17 protein-coding genes, 2 other RNA genes and 2 riboswitches are annotated in these 16632 nt (G+C 35.3%); of the genes, 16 read left to right on the top strand and 3 right to left on the bottom strand.

Annotated features, from left to right (window positions below; all coding sequences use genetic code 11):
- The first annotated feature begins 1 nt into the window (after nt 1).
- From B5P42_RS06900 to pbuX, 3 genes are all read left to right on the top strand, one after another.
- Nucleotides 2-748: a type I methionyl aminopeptidase gene (locus B5P42_RS06900; protein WP_002168775.1), complete on the top strand. Its 747-nt coding sequence runs from the start codon at nt 2-4 to the stop codon at nt 746-748.
- Between the two features lie 117 nt (nt 749-865).
- A riboswitch (purine riboswitch) is annotated at nt 866-967 on the top strand.
- 107 nt (nt 968-1074) lie between these two features.
- Nucleotides 1075-1668, top strand: coding sequence for a xanthine phosphoribosyltransferase (locus tag B5P42_RS06895; protein ID WP_002086571.1), 594 nt, complete (start codon nt 1075-1077; stop codon nt 1666-1668).
- Between the two features lie 2 nt (nt 1669-1670).
- Nucleotides 1671-2987 (top strand): xanthine permease PbuX, encoded by a 1317-nt coding sequence (gene pbuX, locus B5P42_RS06890; RefSeq protein WP_002168774.1) that lies wholly within the window; start codon nt 1671-1673, stop codon nt 2985-2987.
- A gap of 15 nt (nt 2988-3002) precedes the next feature.
- Here pbuX and B5P42_RS06885 read toward each other — a convergent pair whose 3' ends face one another.
- Nucleotides 3003-4166 carry a DUF418 domain-containing protein gene (locus tag B5P42_RS06885; RefSeq protein ID WP_113733891.1) on the bottom strand — a complete coding sequence of 388 codons (1164 nt, stop codon included), beginning with the start codon at nt 4164-4166 and terminating at the stop codon, nt 3003-3005.
- 354 nt (nt 4167-4520) lie between these two features.
- On the opposite strand from B5P42_RS06885, the gene B5P42_RS31925 reads away from it, so the two are divergent.
- Together B5P42_RS31925 and B5P42_RS06880 are read left to right on the top strand one after the other, a co-directional pair.
- The gene (locus B5P42_RS31925; RefSeq protein WP_002011935.1) at nt 4521-4676 is read left to right on the top strand and encodes a hypothetical protein; all 156 of its coding nucleotides are present in this window, start codon (nt 4521-4523) and stop codon (nt 4674-4676) included.
- A gap of 218 nt (nt 4677-4894) precedes the next feature.
- The gene (locus B5P42_RS06880; protein ID WP_113733890.1) at nt 4895-8554 is read left to right on the top strand and encodes a dynamin family protein; all 3660 of its coding nucleotides are present in this window, start codon (nt 4895-4897) and stop codon (nt 8552-8554) included.
- Between the two features lie 3 nt (nt 8555-8557).
- Here the strand turns inward: B5P42_RS06880 and B5P42_RS06875 are convergent, their stop codons facing one another.
- Nucleotides 8558-8812: a DUF3931 domain-containing protein gene (locus tag B5P42_RS06875; RefSeq protein ID WP_000369740.1), complete on the bottom strand. Its 255-nt coding sequence runs from the start codon at nt 8810-8812 to the stop codon at nt 8558-8560.
- 71 nt (nt 8813-8883) lie between these two features.
- Here B5P42_RS06875 and B5P42_RS06870 point away from each other — a divergent pair, with 71 nt between their 5' ends.
- The 5 genes from B5P42_RS06870 to ssrS (B5P42_RS06850) all read left to right on the top strand — a co-directional run bounded on the left by B5P42_RS06870 (nt 8884) and on the right by ssrS (B5P42_RS06850) (nt 10984).
- Complete coding sequence (locus B5P42_RS06870; RefSeq protein ID WP_002086567.1) at nt 8884-9351, top strand: GNAT family N-acetyltransferase; 468 nt, start codon at nt 8884-8886, stop codon at nt 9349-9351.
- Nucleotides 9352-9372: 21 nt separating this feature from the next.
- On the top strand, nt 9373-9645 hold the full coding sequence (locus tag B5P42_RS06865; protein WP_000451806.1) for a YpbS family protein: 273 nt from the start codon (nt 9373-9375) through the stop codon (nt 9643-9645).
- A gap of 2 nt (nt 9646-9647) precedes the next feature.
- Nucleotides 9648-10481, top strand: a complete 834-nt coding sequence (locus B5P42_RS06860) for a sulfurtransferase (RefSeq protein ID WP_113733889.1) — start codon at nt 9648-9650, stop codon at nt 10479-10481.
- 115 nt (nt 10482-10596) lie between these two features.
- Nucleotides 10597-10779: non-coding RNA, 6S RNA (ssrS, locus tag B5P42_RS06855), on the top strand.
- A gap of 21 nt (nt 10780-10800) precedes the next feature.
- Nucleotides 10801-10984: non-coding RNA, 6S RNA (gene ssrS, locus B5P42_RS06850), on the top strand.
- A 55-nt stretch (nt 10985-11039) separates the two neighbouring features.
- Here the strand turns inward: ssrS (B5P42_RS06850) and B5P42_RS06845 are convergent.
- Nucleotides 11040-11489 (bottom strand): hypothetical protein, encoded by a 450-nt coding sequence (locus tag B5P42_RS06845; RefSeq protein WP_002030848.1) that lies wholly within the window; start codon nt 11487-11489, stop codon nt 11040-11042.
- Nucleotides 11490-11572: 83 nt separating this feature from the next.
- On the opposite strand from B5P42_RS06845, the gene B5P42_RS06840 reads away from it, so the two are divergent.
- From B5P42_RS06840 to B5P42_RS06815, 6 genes are all read left to right on the top strand, one after another.
- Nucleotides 11573-11884, top strand: a complete 312-nt coding sequence (locus B5P42_RS06840; RefSeq protein WP_002126505.1) for a hypothetical protein — start codon at nt 11573-11575, stop codon at nt 11882-11884.
- Between the two features lie 3 nt (nt 11885-11887).
- A complete protein-coding gene (locus tag B5P42_RS06835; protein WP_113733888.1) occupies nt 11888-13123 on the top strand; it encodes a glutathionylspermidine synthase family protein in 1236 nt (411 codons plus the stop codon).
- Nucleotides 13120-13506, top strand: coding sequence for a DUF350 domain-containing protein (locus tag B5P42_RS06830; protein WP_002086561.1), 387 nt, complete (start codon nt 13120-13122; stop codon nt 13504-13506). The genes B5P42_RS06835 and B5P42_RS06830 overlap by 4 nt, the downstream gene beginning before the upstream one ends.
- A 355-nt stretch (nt 13507-13861) precedes the next feature.
- Nucleotides 13862-14027: riboswitch (M-box (ykoK) riboswitch) on the top strand.
- Between the two features lie 354 nt (nt 14028-14381).
- Nucleotides 14382-15107 (top strand): P-type ATPase actuator domain-containing protein, encoded by a 726-nt coding sequence (locus B5P42_RS06825; RefSeq protein WP_060751457.1) that lies wholly within the window; start codon nt 14382-14384, stop codon nt 15105-15107.
- A 132-nt stretch (nt 15108-15239) separates the two neighbouring features.
- Nucleotides 15240-16106, top strand: a complete 867-nt coding sequence (locus B5P42_RS06820) for a 5'-3' exonuclease (protein ID WP_113733887.1) — start codon at nt 15240-15242, stop codon at nt 16104-16106.
- 337 nt (nt 16107-16443) lie between these two features.
- Entirely contained in the window at nt 16444-16584 is a 141-nt protein-coding gene (locus tag B5P42_RS06815; RefSeq protein ID WP_001228050.1) for an FbpB family small basic protein, read from the top strand.
- The last annotated feature ends 48 nt before the right edge of the window (nt 16585-16632 follow it).

Here is a 16632-nt window from a genome sequence, read left to right as displayed (position 1 = left end):
TATGATTACAATTAAAACGAAAAATGAAATAGATTTGATGCATGAATCTGGGAAGTTACTAGCTTCTTGTCATAGAGAAATTGCAAAAATGATGAAACCAGGAATAACGACACAAGAAATTGATACGTTTGTTGAAGCGTATTTAGAAGAGCATGGTGCCAGATCCGAACAGAAAGGGTATAACGATTATCCATACGCAATATGTGCATCTGTGAACAATGAAATGTGTCATGGGTTTCCAACAGATGTTCCTTTAAGTGAAGGCGATATTGTGACAATTGACATGGTAGTAAACTTAAATGGTGCGCTTTCGGATTCTGCATGGACGTATATAGTTGGAGATATTTCTGATGAAGCAAAAAGGTTATTGTTAGTAGCAGAGAGTGCTTTATATAAAGGGATTGAGCAAGCAATAAGTGGTAACCATGTTGGAGATATTGGATACGCAATTGAAAGTTATGTAGCCTCTGAAGGGTTTTCTGTTGCAAGAGACTTTACGGGACACGGAATTGGTAAAGAAATTCATGAGGAACCAGCAATTTTTCATTTTGGTAAGCCAAGGCAAGGACAAGAATTACAAGAAGGAATGGTAATTACAATTGAACCTATTGTAAATGCCGGTATGCGATATTCTAAAGTAGATTTAAACGGATGGACTGCACGGACGATGGATGGGAAATTATCTGCACAGTATGAGCATACAATTGCGATTACGAAGGATGGTCCTATCATATTAACGACGTTGTAATATGAAATGTGAAAGTTTGAAAAACTCGAACGAAAATGGTATTTTCATAAAATTCGTACGTGTTTTTTTCGATAAATGCTTTTCAAAGTGAAAAAAGTGCGTTATAATCCTTCTATAAATAAATAAGTTAGCTACACTCATATAATCGCGGGGATATGGCCTGCAAGTTTCTACCGAAGTACCGTAAATACTTTGACTATGAGTGAGGACGAATATATTTGCTTGTTTAGCATTCTTTTTTGCGAAACTCCAAAAGCACGTCTCTCACTTGTAACGAGTGGTGGCGGCTTTTGGAGTTTTTTATTTGCATAAGAGGAGGAACTAACATGAAAGTATTACAAGAAAAGATTTTGAACGAAGGAAAGGTTTTATCTGGTGATGTATTAAAGGTAGATGCATTTTTAAATCATCAAATTGATCCAGTACTTATGCAAGAAATCGGAAAAGAATTCGCTAAGCGTTTTAAAGAAGAGAACATTACAAAAATCGTGACGATTGAATCTTCAGGCATTGCACCAGCGGTTATGGCTGCTTTAGAGCTTGGTGTAAAAGTAGTTTTTGCAAGAAAGCGTAAATCGTTAACGTTACAAGATAATATGTATGTTGCAAACGTATATTCATTTACAAAACAAGAAACGAACGAGATTTCATTATCTCGAAATCATATTGATGAAAATGATCATGTATTAATTATTGATGACTTTTTAGCAAATGGTCAGGCTGCTTTAGGTTTAATGAGTTTAGTAGAGCAAGCCGGGGCAAGTATTGCGGGAATTGGCATTGTTATTGAAAAAGCATTTCAAGATGGAGGAAAGAAGCTGCGTGAACAGGGTGTTCGTGTTGAATCACTAGCAGAAATTGCATCACTTGATAACGGCACAGTTACATTTGTACAGCAAGAAACTGCGGAGGTGAACTAACGATGAAGCAGCACCCATTTAAAATCGCATCGCTTGGTATTCAGCACATGCTTGCCATGTACGCTGGCGCAATTATTGTTCCTCTTATTGTCGGCGGGGGACTTGGTTTAAATCAACAAGAATTAACGTATTTAGTATCGATTGACTTATTAATGTGCGGCGTAGCAACGATTTTACAAGCATTATCAAATCGCTTTTTCGGTATTGGGCTTCCGGTTGTACTTGGTTGTACATTTACAGCGGTTGGACCGATGATTGCAATTGGTAAACAATACGGCGTGTCCTCTATATATGGAGCAATTATTGCTGCGGGATTATTTGTTGTTATTTTCGCGAAATTATTTGGGAAGCTTGTAAAACTGTTTCCTCCTGTTGTAACAGGATCTGTCGTTACAGTTATTGGGGTTACACTTGTTCCAGCAGCTATTAATGATATGGCTGGAGGAGTTGGAAGTAAAGATTTCGGAAGTCTAGAAAATTTAGCGTTAGCATTTGGTGTTTTATTATTTATCATTATTATGTATCGTTTCTTTGATGGATTTATCCGTTCAATCTCTATATTACTTGGTCTTTTGTTCGGTACAATCGTCGCAGCGTTTATGGGGAAAGTAAGTTTGCAAGCGGTTGGAGAGGCAGATTGGTTCCACGGTATTCAGCCGTTTTACTTCGGGACACCGACATTTGAATTAACGCCAATTATTACGATGATTCTCGTTGCTTGCGTAGGAATTGTGGAAGCAACAGGGGTATATTTCGCATTATCTGATATTTGTAATAAAAAGATCGGTGAAAAAGAATTAACAAAAGGTTATCGCGCAGAAGGATTAGCAATGGTTCTAGGTGGTATTTTTAACGCATTTCCATACACAACATATTCTCAAAACGTAGGACTTGTTCAATTAACTGGAGTAAGAAATCGCGTCATTATCTATACTTGTGGTGGTATGTTAATTGCTCTTGGGTTTATTCCTAAAATCGCAGCCATTACAACAATTATTCCGAAATCAGTACTTGGCGGTGCAATGCTAGCAATGTTCGGCATGGTAATGGCGTATGGCATTAAAATGTTAAGCAGTGTTGATTTTGGAAAACAAGAAAATTTATTAATTGTTGCATGTTCTGTCGGAATCGGACTTGGAGTTACAGTCGTTCCAACGTTATTCTCACAGCTTCCGGAAAACATCCGTATTTTAACAGATAACGGAATTGTACTTGGAAGTGCGTCAGCAGTACTATTAAATATCGTATTTAATATGGTGCCACAGCGTAAAGTAAAAGAAGAGCCAGTGTCTATGCAAAGTGCAGTAAGAGAAGCGTAAAAAAGCAAGGTCTCATTATGAGACCTTGCTTTTCTTTTTAAGTGGCATCATTTTCCCGTACGTACCAAGACGCCAAATGTACTCAAGTGGCCCATATTGATAACGTGACAGCCACCAGCGGCTAATAAAGATTTGCAACGTGTAGAAACCGATGCAAAATAGTGGTCCTATCCATAATGGAGCGGGATAATAATTTTTGAAAAATAGGCCGAATACAAGTAACGTAATAATCGTATGCGTTATGTAATTTGTTAACGCCATTCGTCCGACATATTGGAACGGACGTAATAATGTTTGCCATCTTTCTTTTTGTAATAAACGCATGAGCGTGAAAATGTAGAATATGAATAATGTTTTTCCACTAAACATTGTAAAGGCCTGCATATAAAATGGTTCATAAGATGGTTTTGATAAGAAGTAACGGACCATGAAGAACCACATTGGTAATGTCAAAATGAACATAATGATTTGCCATTTTTTAAGCTTTGGATCTAACTCTTTCGTGCGGCGGAAAATATCTTTTTTGCCGGCGTATAAACCAAGTAAAAATAGTCCAACTGTTTCTGGGAGCATGAATACATTTAGTCCAATTCCTTCAGAATAAAATGCATGGAAACGATTTTGTATTTGTGACACCCAGTCTTCAAGTGGCATGATCGGTAAGGAAAACCCTAACTCTGCCTTTGGTACTAAGGCAACCACTATACTAGCGATTAGCATGAAAAATTGAAAAATACTTAGTAAAACTAATGCCCATATTAAAATAGTACGAGGCTCTCTCTTATAAAATAACAATAAGAAAAATCCAGCGATGGCATAACTATGTAAGATGTCTCCGACCCATAAAAGAACGTAATGCAAGAAACCAAATAATAATAAAATGAGCAAGCGACGAACAAATAAAGTTTTTGGGCGATCCGTTTTCGCTTCAGCACGAGTCATAAAAATGTAAAAGCCTAGGCCGAATAAAAACGAAAAGATAGTATAAAACTTTGTTTGAATAAACATATCGTAAAATAGACGGATATAGCTATTTAGCCCCTCATAGACTCCTGAAAGATCACGTGAGTCGATCCCAGCGATAACAGGCCAGTTAACAAGAAAAATACCTAGTACAGCTATTCCTCTAATAATATCGATGGAATGTATCCTCTCGCTTTGTGAAATATTTTGTGTCATTATTTTCCTCCTTGTTAAGTAATTCCCTTTTATCCCGCATTAACAAGCAGTAAGACTCCCACTTCAAAATTCAGTGAATACGAGGAAGTTAGGTGGGAGATCAACTGCTTGTAAAAGCCCGATTGGTTCAACTAATAATTAGTGGGGATGGAAAATATCCCCACTAATTACAGTTTCACTCTATTATACAAAATGTAAAGAGGAGGGTATATAGGTTATTTCCAATTTTTAAAACTGCTAAGATGTGTATTATGAGATATAATAAGAGTGCACAGCAAGTTTTAAACTTCTTTAAAACAGGCAGTAAAGCTCCTTTTCCCGAAGGAGCTTTCTTTTTTTAGAAATTTGTTGATAATGATTCTCTTTAATGATAAAATGTATTCAAAAGTGATAATCATTATCAAAAAAGGTTGGTGTGTTAATATGGTGTATGCACTTGTTGCAGGAACGATTGCTATATATGTTGGTGTTACAAAGTATGTATTAAATGGAGTAGGAACAACAAAATGAATACTATTACATAAAATCCCTTTCATTTGTAAAAAGAATGAAAGGGATTTTTTATTTTTGATGTGAATATGCTGAAAATTTAGTATGATAATAAAGTGAAACTTTAATCAGCGGGGAGGTCTATCCCTCACTGATTACTAGCCCGCACGAAACGGGTTTTTACTGCCCACAAATAGCGGGATAAAGTATATACATCTTGGATAAAGGGGAACAAGGGGATGACAAACATAGTACAGACAAACGGTATGAGAAAACTTGTTTGTTTTTATGAAGAGTGGCAAAAAAACGGCGATGTAGAGAATAGTTTGAAGTTGTTTGAAGTGATTCAAAAATATAAACAAGAGCAGCTTATGCTAGCTTTTTGTGGTCATTTTTCTGCGGGGAAATCGACAATGATGAATCACCTATATAAAGCGCAATTATTACCGACAAGTCCGATTCCAACGAGTGCTAACGTTGTTAAAATTGAAAGAGGATCTGATCGTGTTGTTGTAACGATTAAGTCTGGAGAACAGTATGAATATGACGGCGCATATTCAGCAGAAGAATTAAAACAAATATGTAAAGACGGTGATGAAGTAATTGGTGTTCATATTTATCGAAATGATGCGCCAATTCCTGATGGGGTTATGTTAGTTGATACGCCCGGAATTGATTCTACGGATGATGCCCACCAATTAGCGACGGAATCAACACTGCATCTAGCAGATGTTATTTTCTATATGATGGATTATAACCATGTCCAATCAGAGGTTAACTTACAGTTTGTTAAAGAATTGAAACAACGTAATAAAACGGTTTATCTCGTTGTAAACCAAATAGATAAACATAAAGCAAATGAGTTATCGTTTGAAGAGTATAGAGATAGTGTAAAACAGTCTTTTTCTAACTGGGATATTGAAGTAGATGGTCTTTTCTATACATCATTGCGAATGATGAATCATCCATACAATGAAATTCAAAGTTTAGAAGCATTAATCTTTTCTATCATGAAAGAAAAAGAGCAGTATGTAAGAAAGGGAATGGAGCGAGAAACAGAATATTTACTGCAAGAACATTGTTCGTTTATTCTTTCTGAAAATGAAAAACATCTCATGAAATATGAAGAAGAATTAACATCACCACTGTCACTTTCAGAGATAGTTGAAAAAAAGGAAGAGTTAACTGAAAATAAAAATCGGGTGGCTAGTAAAGAATCTGATGTGAGAAATGAATTTATAAAAGGTTTACAAGCCATATTAGATAACGCGTATTTAATGCCATTTGAAATGAGAGAATTGGCAAATAAATATTTAGAAACGAAATTAACGAAGTTTAAAGTTGGTTTGTTATTTGCGAAGGGAAAGACGGAGCAAGAAAAACAGAGACGTGTAGATGCTTTTTATTCTGCTCTTCAAAAGACTGTTGAAACGCAACTTGATTTTCATGTGAAAGAATTTATTGTAGCCTTCTTAAAAGAAGAAGGGTTATTTACAGAGGAAATAGGGAAAGACATATATGCGTTAGAAATTGCTTTCGGACCGGAAGTGTTGGCTGAAACAATTAAACAGGGGGCTGGATTTACCGGTGATTACTTACTTCTTTATACTGCTGACGTTGCAAATGAGTTAAAGAAAAGATACTTTATGAAATCTCAGCAAATCTTTGGAAAAAGTACGGGTATATTGCAGAAGAAAGTGAAGATAGAGATTGCTCGTATTGAAGAAGAAATTGAAAAATACACGATGTTACAAACAGCAAAAGAAACAAAATTACAGTACATTAAGACGTATGAGGAATATGAGAGCTATTTAGGAGATATTTGGAATGAAAATATTTCTATACCAGATGGATTGCAAATAGACGAAATATTACAAAGTAAAAAACAAGTTGTTAGTGAGAAGTTTAAACTACAAGAGCAAGAAATTGTAAATGATAACGTAGCGGCTAGTGAAGAAGAGATTAAAGGAACGAAAGCTTTAAATATTCAGCGTATATTAGAAAAAGTGAAGAAAGCTGAAACGATATTAGATCCATTGCCTACACTGAAACATCTACAGCAAGAAGTAGTTGGAAAAAGACAGCGTGTAGAAACGAAGCAATTTACAGTAGCGTTATTTGGAGCTTTTAGTGCTGGGAAATCATCATTTGCTAACGCATTGCTCGGTGAAAAGGTACTTCCTGTATCGCCAAACCCAACGACAGCAACAATAAATCAAATTTTGCCAGTTACAGAAGATAAACCACATGGAACGGTAATTGTCCAGTTTAAGTCAGAGCAAGCGCTGTTAGAAGATATGAAAGCTGTTTATAAAATGTTTCACTATGAAATTGCTACATTGGAAGAAGCGTTAACGAAAATTGATCAAATTATGAAATACCCTTCACCAAGCGGGAAGCAAAAAACAACATTTAGCTTTTTGCGAGCGGTACAAAAAGGATATGAGGCAGTTGCTAATCATTTAGGGGAACAATTACAAGTTACGTTAGAGGAGTTCTCTGATTATGTAGCTAATGAAGAAAAATCATGCTTTGTTGAGTATATGGAGCTTTATTATGATTGTGCTTTAACAAGGCAAGGAGTAGCTCTTGTAGATACACCAGGGGCGGATTCTATTAACGCGCGCCATACGGATGTTGCATTCCAGTATATTAAAAACGCAGATGCTATTTTATTCGTAACATACTATAATCATGTTTTCTCTCGTGCGGATCGTGAATTTTTAATTCAGCTCGGTCGTGTAAAGGATACATTTGCACTTGATAAAATGTTCTTCTTAATAAATGCTGCCGATTTAGCACAATCTGAAGAAGAACTTGAAATGGTAAAAGGTTATATTGCCGATCAGCTCCTGCAATACGGTATTAGAAATCCACGTTTATTTGCAATTTCAAGTTTATGTGCGCTTGAAGAAAAGCAAGGGAAAAGTATTGATAAAGAAAAGTATGGTATTTTACAAAACTCCGGGATTACTAAGTTTGAAGAATCATTTACGTCCTTTATGATGAGGGATTTAATGCTTGTATCTGTGCATGCTTTATATGGTGCATTGCAAGGAGCGAATCAGCTTCTTGTAAATATGATAAATGGCGCAAAGCAGGGAAATGATGAGAAAGAGAAGCAAACAAAAAAATATGAAGCAGAGCGTAATCAGCTACTTCATATTATTTCATCATATAGTGTACTTGCTGAAGAGCAAGCAATGCAAAATGAAGTGAAAGAATTGCTTTATTATGTACACCAACGTCTATTTTTACGCTATAACGATGTGTTTACTGAATTTATTAATCCGGCGTCGTTACGAACAGATGGGAATGTGAAAATGCAGTTGCAGCAGTGTGTAATGGAATTAGTTTCATTTATTCAACATGATTTATTACAAGAAATGCGTGCGACATCATTACGTCTTGAAAAATGGATAGATGAAGCGATGAAGCGTGCAAAGGATGAAATTGTTGTGAATTGCAAAGTGGAAAATGAATCGATTTCTATGGGTGGAACAGTGGATTATGAATATAAAATTATTACACATAAAGAGCCGTTTCCTTCAATAGAAATAAAAGATTTTAAAAAGGCACTAGAACATTTTAAAAATGAGAAAAGCTTTTTTGAAAAAAATGATAAAGCTTTTATGCAAGAAGACGCTAAAGGAGTGTTAGAACCTTTCGTATCAAACTATGTAGTTGATGAAGAAGATTTATTCGTTCATCATTATAAGCAAGAGTGGGATGCAAAATGGAACCTATTCCAAAAAGTGATGCAGCAAGACGTTGAGAATTATTATGAAAGTATATTATTCGCTTTAGCTGAAACAATTGATGTATCGCTATACGAACAAAGTAAAGAAGAGCTACAAAAGCAGTTAGTAGAAATTGAAAAAGAAATTTATATTAAATAGCTGTTATGAAAAAAAGATTCGTTCAATTTTCTTTTGTAGTACAGTATCTAAAGATTTTACAAACCCTGCAAACTCATCAGTAGAAATCATATGGGTAAGAACTAAGCGTCTGCCGTCTGGTGTTTCACCGCATAAGACGAATGAAGAAAACTCATACGTTTTGTTTTCTACTACTAATTTTGGATAGGAATATGTGTCGCTCTTCTTTTTCTTTCCATCAATAGAGATGACGTTGCATTTTTTCTCATTGTTGTCCATGGTGAATCCCTCCTTTCTATTATCTATGGTAGACAAGGGGGGTTTAGAACAATAGAGGAGGGGGAATTTTTATGTCTGTTGTCATAGAGCGTATTTCGAAAGAAGCTATACCGAAATCTTTATTACTTCTTGCTGATCCAAGTGAAAGCCAAATTGATGCATATGTACAGAGAGGGTTTACGTATATAGCTAAACAAGAAGAAAGAATCATCGGTGTATATGTGCTTTTGGAAACAAGACCAAGGACAATGGAAATTATGAATATTGCGGTTGTAGAGCATTTGCAAGGAAAAGGGATTGGAAAGCAGCTATTAAGTCATGCCGTAGAAACTGCTAAAGGATATGGTATGTCAAAACTTGAAGTTGGTACAGGCAATTCTAGTGTTTCACAACTTGCTTTATATCAAAAATGTGGATTTCGTATTTTTTCTATTGATTTTGATTACTTTTCAAAGCATTATGAAGAAGAGATTATTGAAAATGGGATTGTATGTCGCGATATGATTCGGCTTGCAATGGAATTGAATAAGAACGTATAACTTATTTAGGGGGAAGAGAAGATGGAAGTACATAAAGCAATTACAGCACATTCTCGTAAACAAAATGAAAGTGTAAAAGCATGTTTACAATTAGATGCGCAGCGTGAAGCAGCTATTGAAGCAGCCGTATCTCTTGCGTCAAAGGGGAAAGAATTTTCGGTTGATATCATTAATGTTGTAACAAAGCAAATTAATGATCTTGCAAAAAATGGTGTTACACTGCAGCGTAAATTTGTTACAGAAGAAATGGTTATGGAGTATGTAAGTCGTTTGCAAGAGAAAGAAGGTCGTTAAAGATGATAGTTACAGTCGAATGGTTACGTGAGCATATAGAAGATGAGAATGTCCGTATAATCGATTGTCGTTTTGATTTAGCGAATCCTAATTGGGGTAGAGAAAAGTATGAGGAAGAACATATTCTTCATGCGTTATATTTTGATTTGAATTTAGATTTATCAAGTCCTGTAACAGAACATGGTGGTCGCCATCCATTGCCGAATATTGAGGAGTTTGCAGACAAGCTTTCACAAGCTGGTATTGGTGAACATACGACAGTAATTGCATATGACAGTCAAGCGGGTGCAAATGCTTCTCGTCTCTGGTGGTTATTAAACTATGTAGGACATGAGAAAGTATATATATTAGATGGCGGATTTCCAGCTTGGAAAGAGAATGGACTACCGATAACAACGGAAATTCCTGTTGCTATACGAAAAACATTCAAAGTAAATGTACAAGATCATATGCTTGTAACGATGGAAACGGTGAGAGAGAATATTCGTGCAGGTGCAAATATGACATTAATTGATTCTAGGGAACCAAAACGTTATGCTGGTGCGGAAGAGCTCGTTGATTCGAAGGCAGGGCATATTCCGACGGCAGTAAACTATTTTTGGAAAGATGGGATTTTAGAATCGGGACACTTTAAAAACGAAGAGGAACAGCAAGGGCGTTTCCAAAATCTTGATAAAGAGAAGGAAACAATCGTATATTGTGGTTCTGGTGTTACAGCGTGTCCGAACATAGTTGCATTAAAATTAGCTGGTTTTCAAAATGTTAAATTGTATACAGGTAGCTGGAGTGATTGGATTTCTTATCCAGAAAATCAAATTGCAAAAGAAGAAGATTAATCACTTGCATGCAAAAATAATTTGTATTAAAATAAGGTCACAAGCAAGAGATTGCTTCAAAAAATTATATTTTACACATTGGAAACAATGTGATAATATAACGACAAGTAAATAATACATCCTGCGGTGTGCGTAACTTATTTATGTCTAAAACCGATGTTAGTTTTACGGAAGCTCAATATTTAGTGACCATTATCAAGCCTTCCTTGTGGAGGAAGATATACGGTAACTGTGAGGGCATCCACCTGCGAGTAGCGGGTTTTTGGACATTTACGAGAGACGGCACTTGCGGGGGTCTTATTTCAACTAATAGTATATAAAATTCCTACGGTGTACGTAGCTTGTGTATGTCTTAAACCAATAAGTATAATGCGGAAGTTCAATATTTAAATGTAGATAGCAGGCCATCTTTTTAAGAAGGAAGTTACAAACATTTGTGAGAACATCCACCTGTGAGAGCAGGTTTATGGACATCTATAGATAACGGCATATGTGGGACTATATAAAAAACCTTACGTTTTATACGTAAGGTTTTTTTGTTGAATAAATATACTCATGTTATCTAGATTTACCTGTAAAGTTCCCATAATAAATATAGCACTTGCGGTCTTCATCAATTTCTCTTGAATCGAGGGTGAATTCCAAATGTATTCCATCCCGTTGAATATATATAATATCTGAATGGAGAGAGGGTAAGATATCCTCGTAATTCCAAATATCTTTACTTTCTATCATAATTGAGCAGGTTTCCTTTAGTTCTCTAATTTCAAAACCTATGTGCGAGTATGTAGGATCTGAAGGGTCGTTGGAAAAAACTTCTTTTTGTATATATAACACTGCTGTCCCGTCTGGATCTACTGAAGTTGCAGTAACGATATATGTATTTCCATCTTTTATAAAATATTCACAAGTCATGCGCGCGACAATTTCAGAATTAGAAATATTTGCGTAGTTCCATAAAGCTGGATACCCGTTTGTTTCATCATTGAGCCGATATTCCAATCGCATTTTATCCCTCTTCTTCCTTTTTCTTCTACTTTATCATGACATCTTATATAATAGAAATATAATTTAAAAAGGGGAGTGCAAAGGTGACAAAAACGAAATGGCTAGTAGGTGGTGTCCTAACATCTTTAATGACGGGCACTTTATTTGGCTGCGCGCAAGATATTCCCCCCGAACCGAATGATAATAGTTGTTCTGATTGGGATTGGGATGATGAGCTTGGTGTTTGGCAGTGTGATGATAGTAGTTCAGGTTATCGTGGACATTACTTTTATGGTGGTACATACTATCAAAATAAATCCACCTTCAAAAATTCATCAGAGTTTAAAACTTATCAATCTTCGGCCGAATTTAAAGGTGGAATTGGAAGCGGTTCAAAAGGTGGATTTGGAGGTTAAAATATGTCGCAATACATAAAGAAAAGAAAAGAATTTTATTCGAATTATCCTCATTTCTGGTCGGATTTATATGAATGTGAGTATAGTTTGTTTCATGTTTTCCCGATAACAGAGCAAACAATGAAACAATTACAAGTAGCAACTGAACGAATGGGAAAAATATTTTTTAAGACTGCTAGAGTTCTTCGGAATTTATCTAATGAACAGCTTCTTGAACTCGGTTTTCCAACTGCAAGCTTGCCTTTTATTAGACTGAAAGGGATGTATCCTGAATCTGTTATTTCACGATTTGATTTTGCTTTAACAGAGGATAATCGTATTAAAATGCTTGAGTTTAATAGTGATACTCCAACTTTTATTGTGGAATGCTTTCAAATGAATGGAAAAGTTTGTGAAGAACTTGACTATGATGATCCAAATGCAAATCAAGAGCGCTTACTTTCTTCTGGTATTACAAAAGCCGTAATGGAGTTTACAAAAGGAATGGAAGATCCAAATGTTGTTTTCACAGCTCATCTTGAACATATAGAAGATTGGAATACGACTATGTATTTGAGTGGGCTATGTCATGTTGAAAATAAAGTGATGCCAATGACAGAACTTAGAATTACAGATGATGCTTTAGTAGATAGAGATGGTTTACCAATTGATGTTTTGTATCGCCAAACATATCCAATTGAAGACTTGATTGAAGATCAAGATCCCGAAACGGGGGATTTGGTGGGAGTAGAACTTTTGCAACTTGTAAAAGAAGGAAAGCTTTTTATTATAAATCCTTTGTCGGCCTTTTTACTTCAGCCCAAATCAATTCAATGTCTTATTTGGGGATTAGCAGAAGAAGGTGCTTTTTACACAAGTGAGGAACAAAAGTGGATTAAAGAATATATGCTTCCTACATATTTAGAGCCAGATTTATTTTTTGGGAAAAGTCCTTTCGTTCAAAAACCTTCGTTCGGTAGGGAAGGTGACACGATTACGATTCGTGATAAGGATACAAATATTATGATTCGAAATGCACATGAAACGTATAAATCGTCACTGCCTATATTTCAGAAATATACAGAGCTTCCAGTTGTATTTTTGGAAACTGAAAAAGGAATTGAGAAGCTGTCGTACGTGTTTGGGGCTTTTTTAATTGCTGGAAAAGCGAGCAGCATCGGTATACGTGCCGGAGAAAAAATTACGGGAAATGAATCGTATTATTTACCGGTAGGTATTAAGAAGGAGGAAAATAAATGATTAATTTTTTACTATATTTAGCAGTATCACTTGTACTTTTATGTATCGGTCTTTTTCTTATGGAAGTGACAACGAAAGTTAAGGAATTTAAGTTAATGGCTCAAGGGAATAAAGCGGTAAGCTATGTACTTGGAGGAAGACTACTTGGTCTTGCTATCGTTTTATATTCAACGGCTGCTAATTCTATTTCAATTCTTGATATGGTTTCATGGGGAGCTGTTGGGATCTTAGCTCAAATTATTGTCTTTTATTTAGCGGAATGGCTTACACCACGTTTTAATATTAATAAAAGTCTTGAAGAAGATAATCAAGCAGTTGGTCTTTTCCTTATGTTTTTATCACTTTCCATCGGAATTGTAATTGCTGGTTGTGTAACGTATTAAAACCCTTACATTTTAACGTAAGGGTTTTATTTTTCATTTGCTAATTTTTTGCAATATGTGTTCAATTAATTTATCCCGCATTAACGGGCAGTAAAACTTCCACCTCAAAATTCAGTTGGAGCAAAGAAGTTAGTTGGGAGATTAACTGCCCGTAAAAGCCCGATTGGTTCAACTAATAATCAGTGGGGGATGAACAAAACCCCCACTGATTAAAGTTTCACTTTATGTAGCCGAACGCTGAGCAGGATGCGTATTAGTGTACTAAACTCGAGATAGTTATTGTAATAAGGAAAAGTTTCCATACAAAGTGTTGACATCTATTTTAAATAAGAGTAACATTTTCTATGTAATTATAATAAGTCTCTGTTAGGTGAGGCTCCTGTATAGAGAAATGCTACTGCCCAAAAATGTCGAGAGACGCCAATGGGTCAACAGGAATGATCGAATTAAGGTTTTTCTTAACGTAGCTGGTAATGAACCTATGCTATACAGTGCTAAAACTCGGCGAGGGAGAGGTCCGTAGATTTCTAATTGTATTATATTAGGAATCGCTTATTTGTGTATGCAATGACCTTTGCTCTCTTATGAGTAAGGGTCTTTTTTGTTAGCAAGCTATGAGTAATTTCATAGTATAGATTATAACTAAAAAATTAAAGAGGAGGTGAGGAGCATGTCAAATTCTGACTCGGTTCCGTTACCCATATACTTCAAATCAAAAATATATGATGTAGGCAGGAAACGACTTGTTCCTCCCTCTATATTTATCATAATGTAGCGTTTATTCGAGTATTTAAGCGCTAGACACTTTCACAGTAAAGTGGATAAATTGAGAAACAAAGCGTTTCTTCCTATGTTGTAAAGGAGGAGACGATAATATGTTATATGTAAATAAAAGTGTGGGTAACACTTCGTATAAATTAAGTAAAAAAGCAATGAAAGAACAAACAATGCTTCAAAAAAATAAAGATTTATTAATTGAAATCGCAACAAGAGATGTAAAATCTGTATTTGCGTATTTTAAAACAACAAGAGACGGACTATCTATGAAAGAGGCACAAAAGCGTATTCAAGTATACGGTCGAAATGAATTAACTTCAAAAAGAGCGCGTATTGCGGAAGTAATGATGAAGCTAAGTGGAATGATCCCAGGTCTTTCAAAACAAAATATGGGTGATGAATTACAATGTGAAACAGTTACTGTTTCTAGAGTAGCTGGCTGTAGCGTAACAGGGCTAAACAGTGAACTGAAAATGATGAAATTACCAATACAAGAGCTTGTACCTGGAGATATGATTTTTCTTTCAGAGGGCGATACAGTGCCAGCAGATGTACGTATTATTTATGCAAATGATTTATTAGTAAATGAATCTATGCTGACAGGAAATGATGCTAGTATTGAGAAATTTGAAAGTTGCTATCATCTTGAACGTAAACGATTTATTCCATTAAAACGGATGAAAGACTATAATCCACTTGAACTTGAAAATGTATGTTTCAAAGGTACGTATATTGTTGACGGAAATGCAAAGGCTGTAGTTGTTTCGACAGGTAAAAATACGTATTCAGGAATACTTCATACGTGCTGCGGTAGAATGTCTTAATGTGTTAATGATGCTAAATATACAAAAACAATGTATAATAGACAAAGTTGAACAGAAACGTAGAATGGTAATCTATATATAACCTTACGTGATAACGTGAGGTTATTATTTTTTGTTAGTAGGAGAGGAATTATGAAAAAAGTATTATTAGTTGATGGTATGGCACTATTATTTCGTGCTTTTTACGCAACAAGTGTATATGGACAATTTATGAAACGACAAGATGGTACCCCGACGAATGGGATTCATGGTTATATGAAGCATTTATTAACAGCAACACAAGCAATCGAACCAACGCACATTGTAACGTGCTGGGATATGGGAAGTACGACATTTAGAACGGAATCTTTCTCGAATTATAAAGCAAATCGTGCAGCACCGCCGGAAGAATTAATTCCGCAATTTGATTTAGTGCAAGAAATGACTGCGAAATTATCTATGCCTGTAATCGGTATGAAAGGTTATGAAGCGGATGATTGTATCGGTACGCTTGCAAAACAATATTGCAATGAAGCGGAAGTTTATATTTTGACAGGTGATACAGATTTACTTCAACTTGTTGATACGAATGTTACAGTTATGCTTCTTCGTAAAGGAATTGGAAATTACGAGTATTACACACCGGAAAAAATCATGGAAGAGAAAGGTGTAGAACCTTGGCAAATTGTTCACGCGAAAGCTTTCATGGGAGATACAAGTGATAATTATCCGGGTGTAAAAGGTATTGGTGAAAAAACAGCGTATAAGCTGATTCAAGAATACGGGACAGTATCGGCAGTGCTAGAAAATATAGCATTATTAACGAAAGCGCAGCGCACAAAAATTGAAAGTGATTTAGAGAATTTAAATATCTCTTTACAATTAGCGCAAATTCATTGTGAAGTTCCAATTTCATGCTTATTAGAAGAAGGGTTACACACAATGGACGAAGAAAAACTACGCTTTGTTTGTAACGAAATGAATTGGGGAAGACCTGAAATATTAATTAATATGCTTTAAAGAGTATGGAAAGGTTGATCAAATATATTTTTGATTAACCTTTCTTTTTTTTGTTCACAAAGTTGTCAGAAAATAAATGGAATTTTCATATGAAGTTCAAATGGAATTCACAACAATCAACTATTATAAGGACACACAGATAAATCCTTATCCCGCATTAACGGGAGATAGGACTTCTATCTCAGTATTATAGCTGAATAAAGAGTGATGATGGAAGAGTAACTCCCTGTAAAAGCCCGATTGATGTAGGCTAATAATTAGTGAGGGTAAATCCTCTCATTGATTAAAGTTTCAAGTTATCTTTTATATAAACCATCCCCCAAGGAGGAAAATAAACATGCGAAAAAAAGTGAGAAAATCCTTTAAACAATTATTAATAGAAAATAAACAATCCCTACTAACTAATAAAGAGAATATGAAAGAAATTGAAGAACGGATTGAGAAACGACATGTAGCATATAATGGTGCTAATAATTAAATAAAATAAAAAAGATAGCCTATAAATTAAAATGTACCCTATAGAATA

It is taken from the genome of Bacillus sp. SRB_331 (genome assembly GCF_003264175.1).
Lineage (GTDB): Bacteria > Bacillota > Bacilli > Bacillales > Bacillaceae_G > Bacillus_A > Bacillus_A mycoides.
This window is presented reverse-complemented; position numbering and strand designations above follow the sequence as displayed.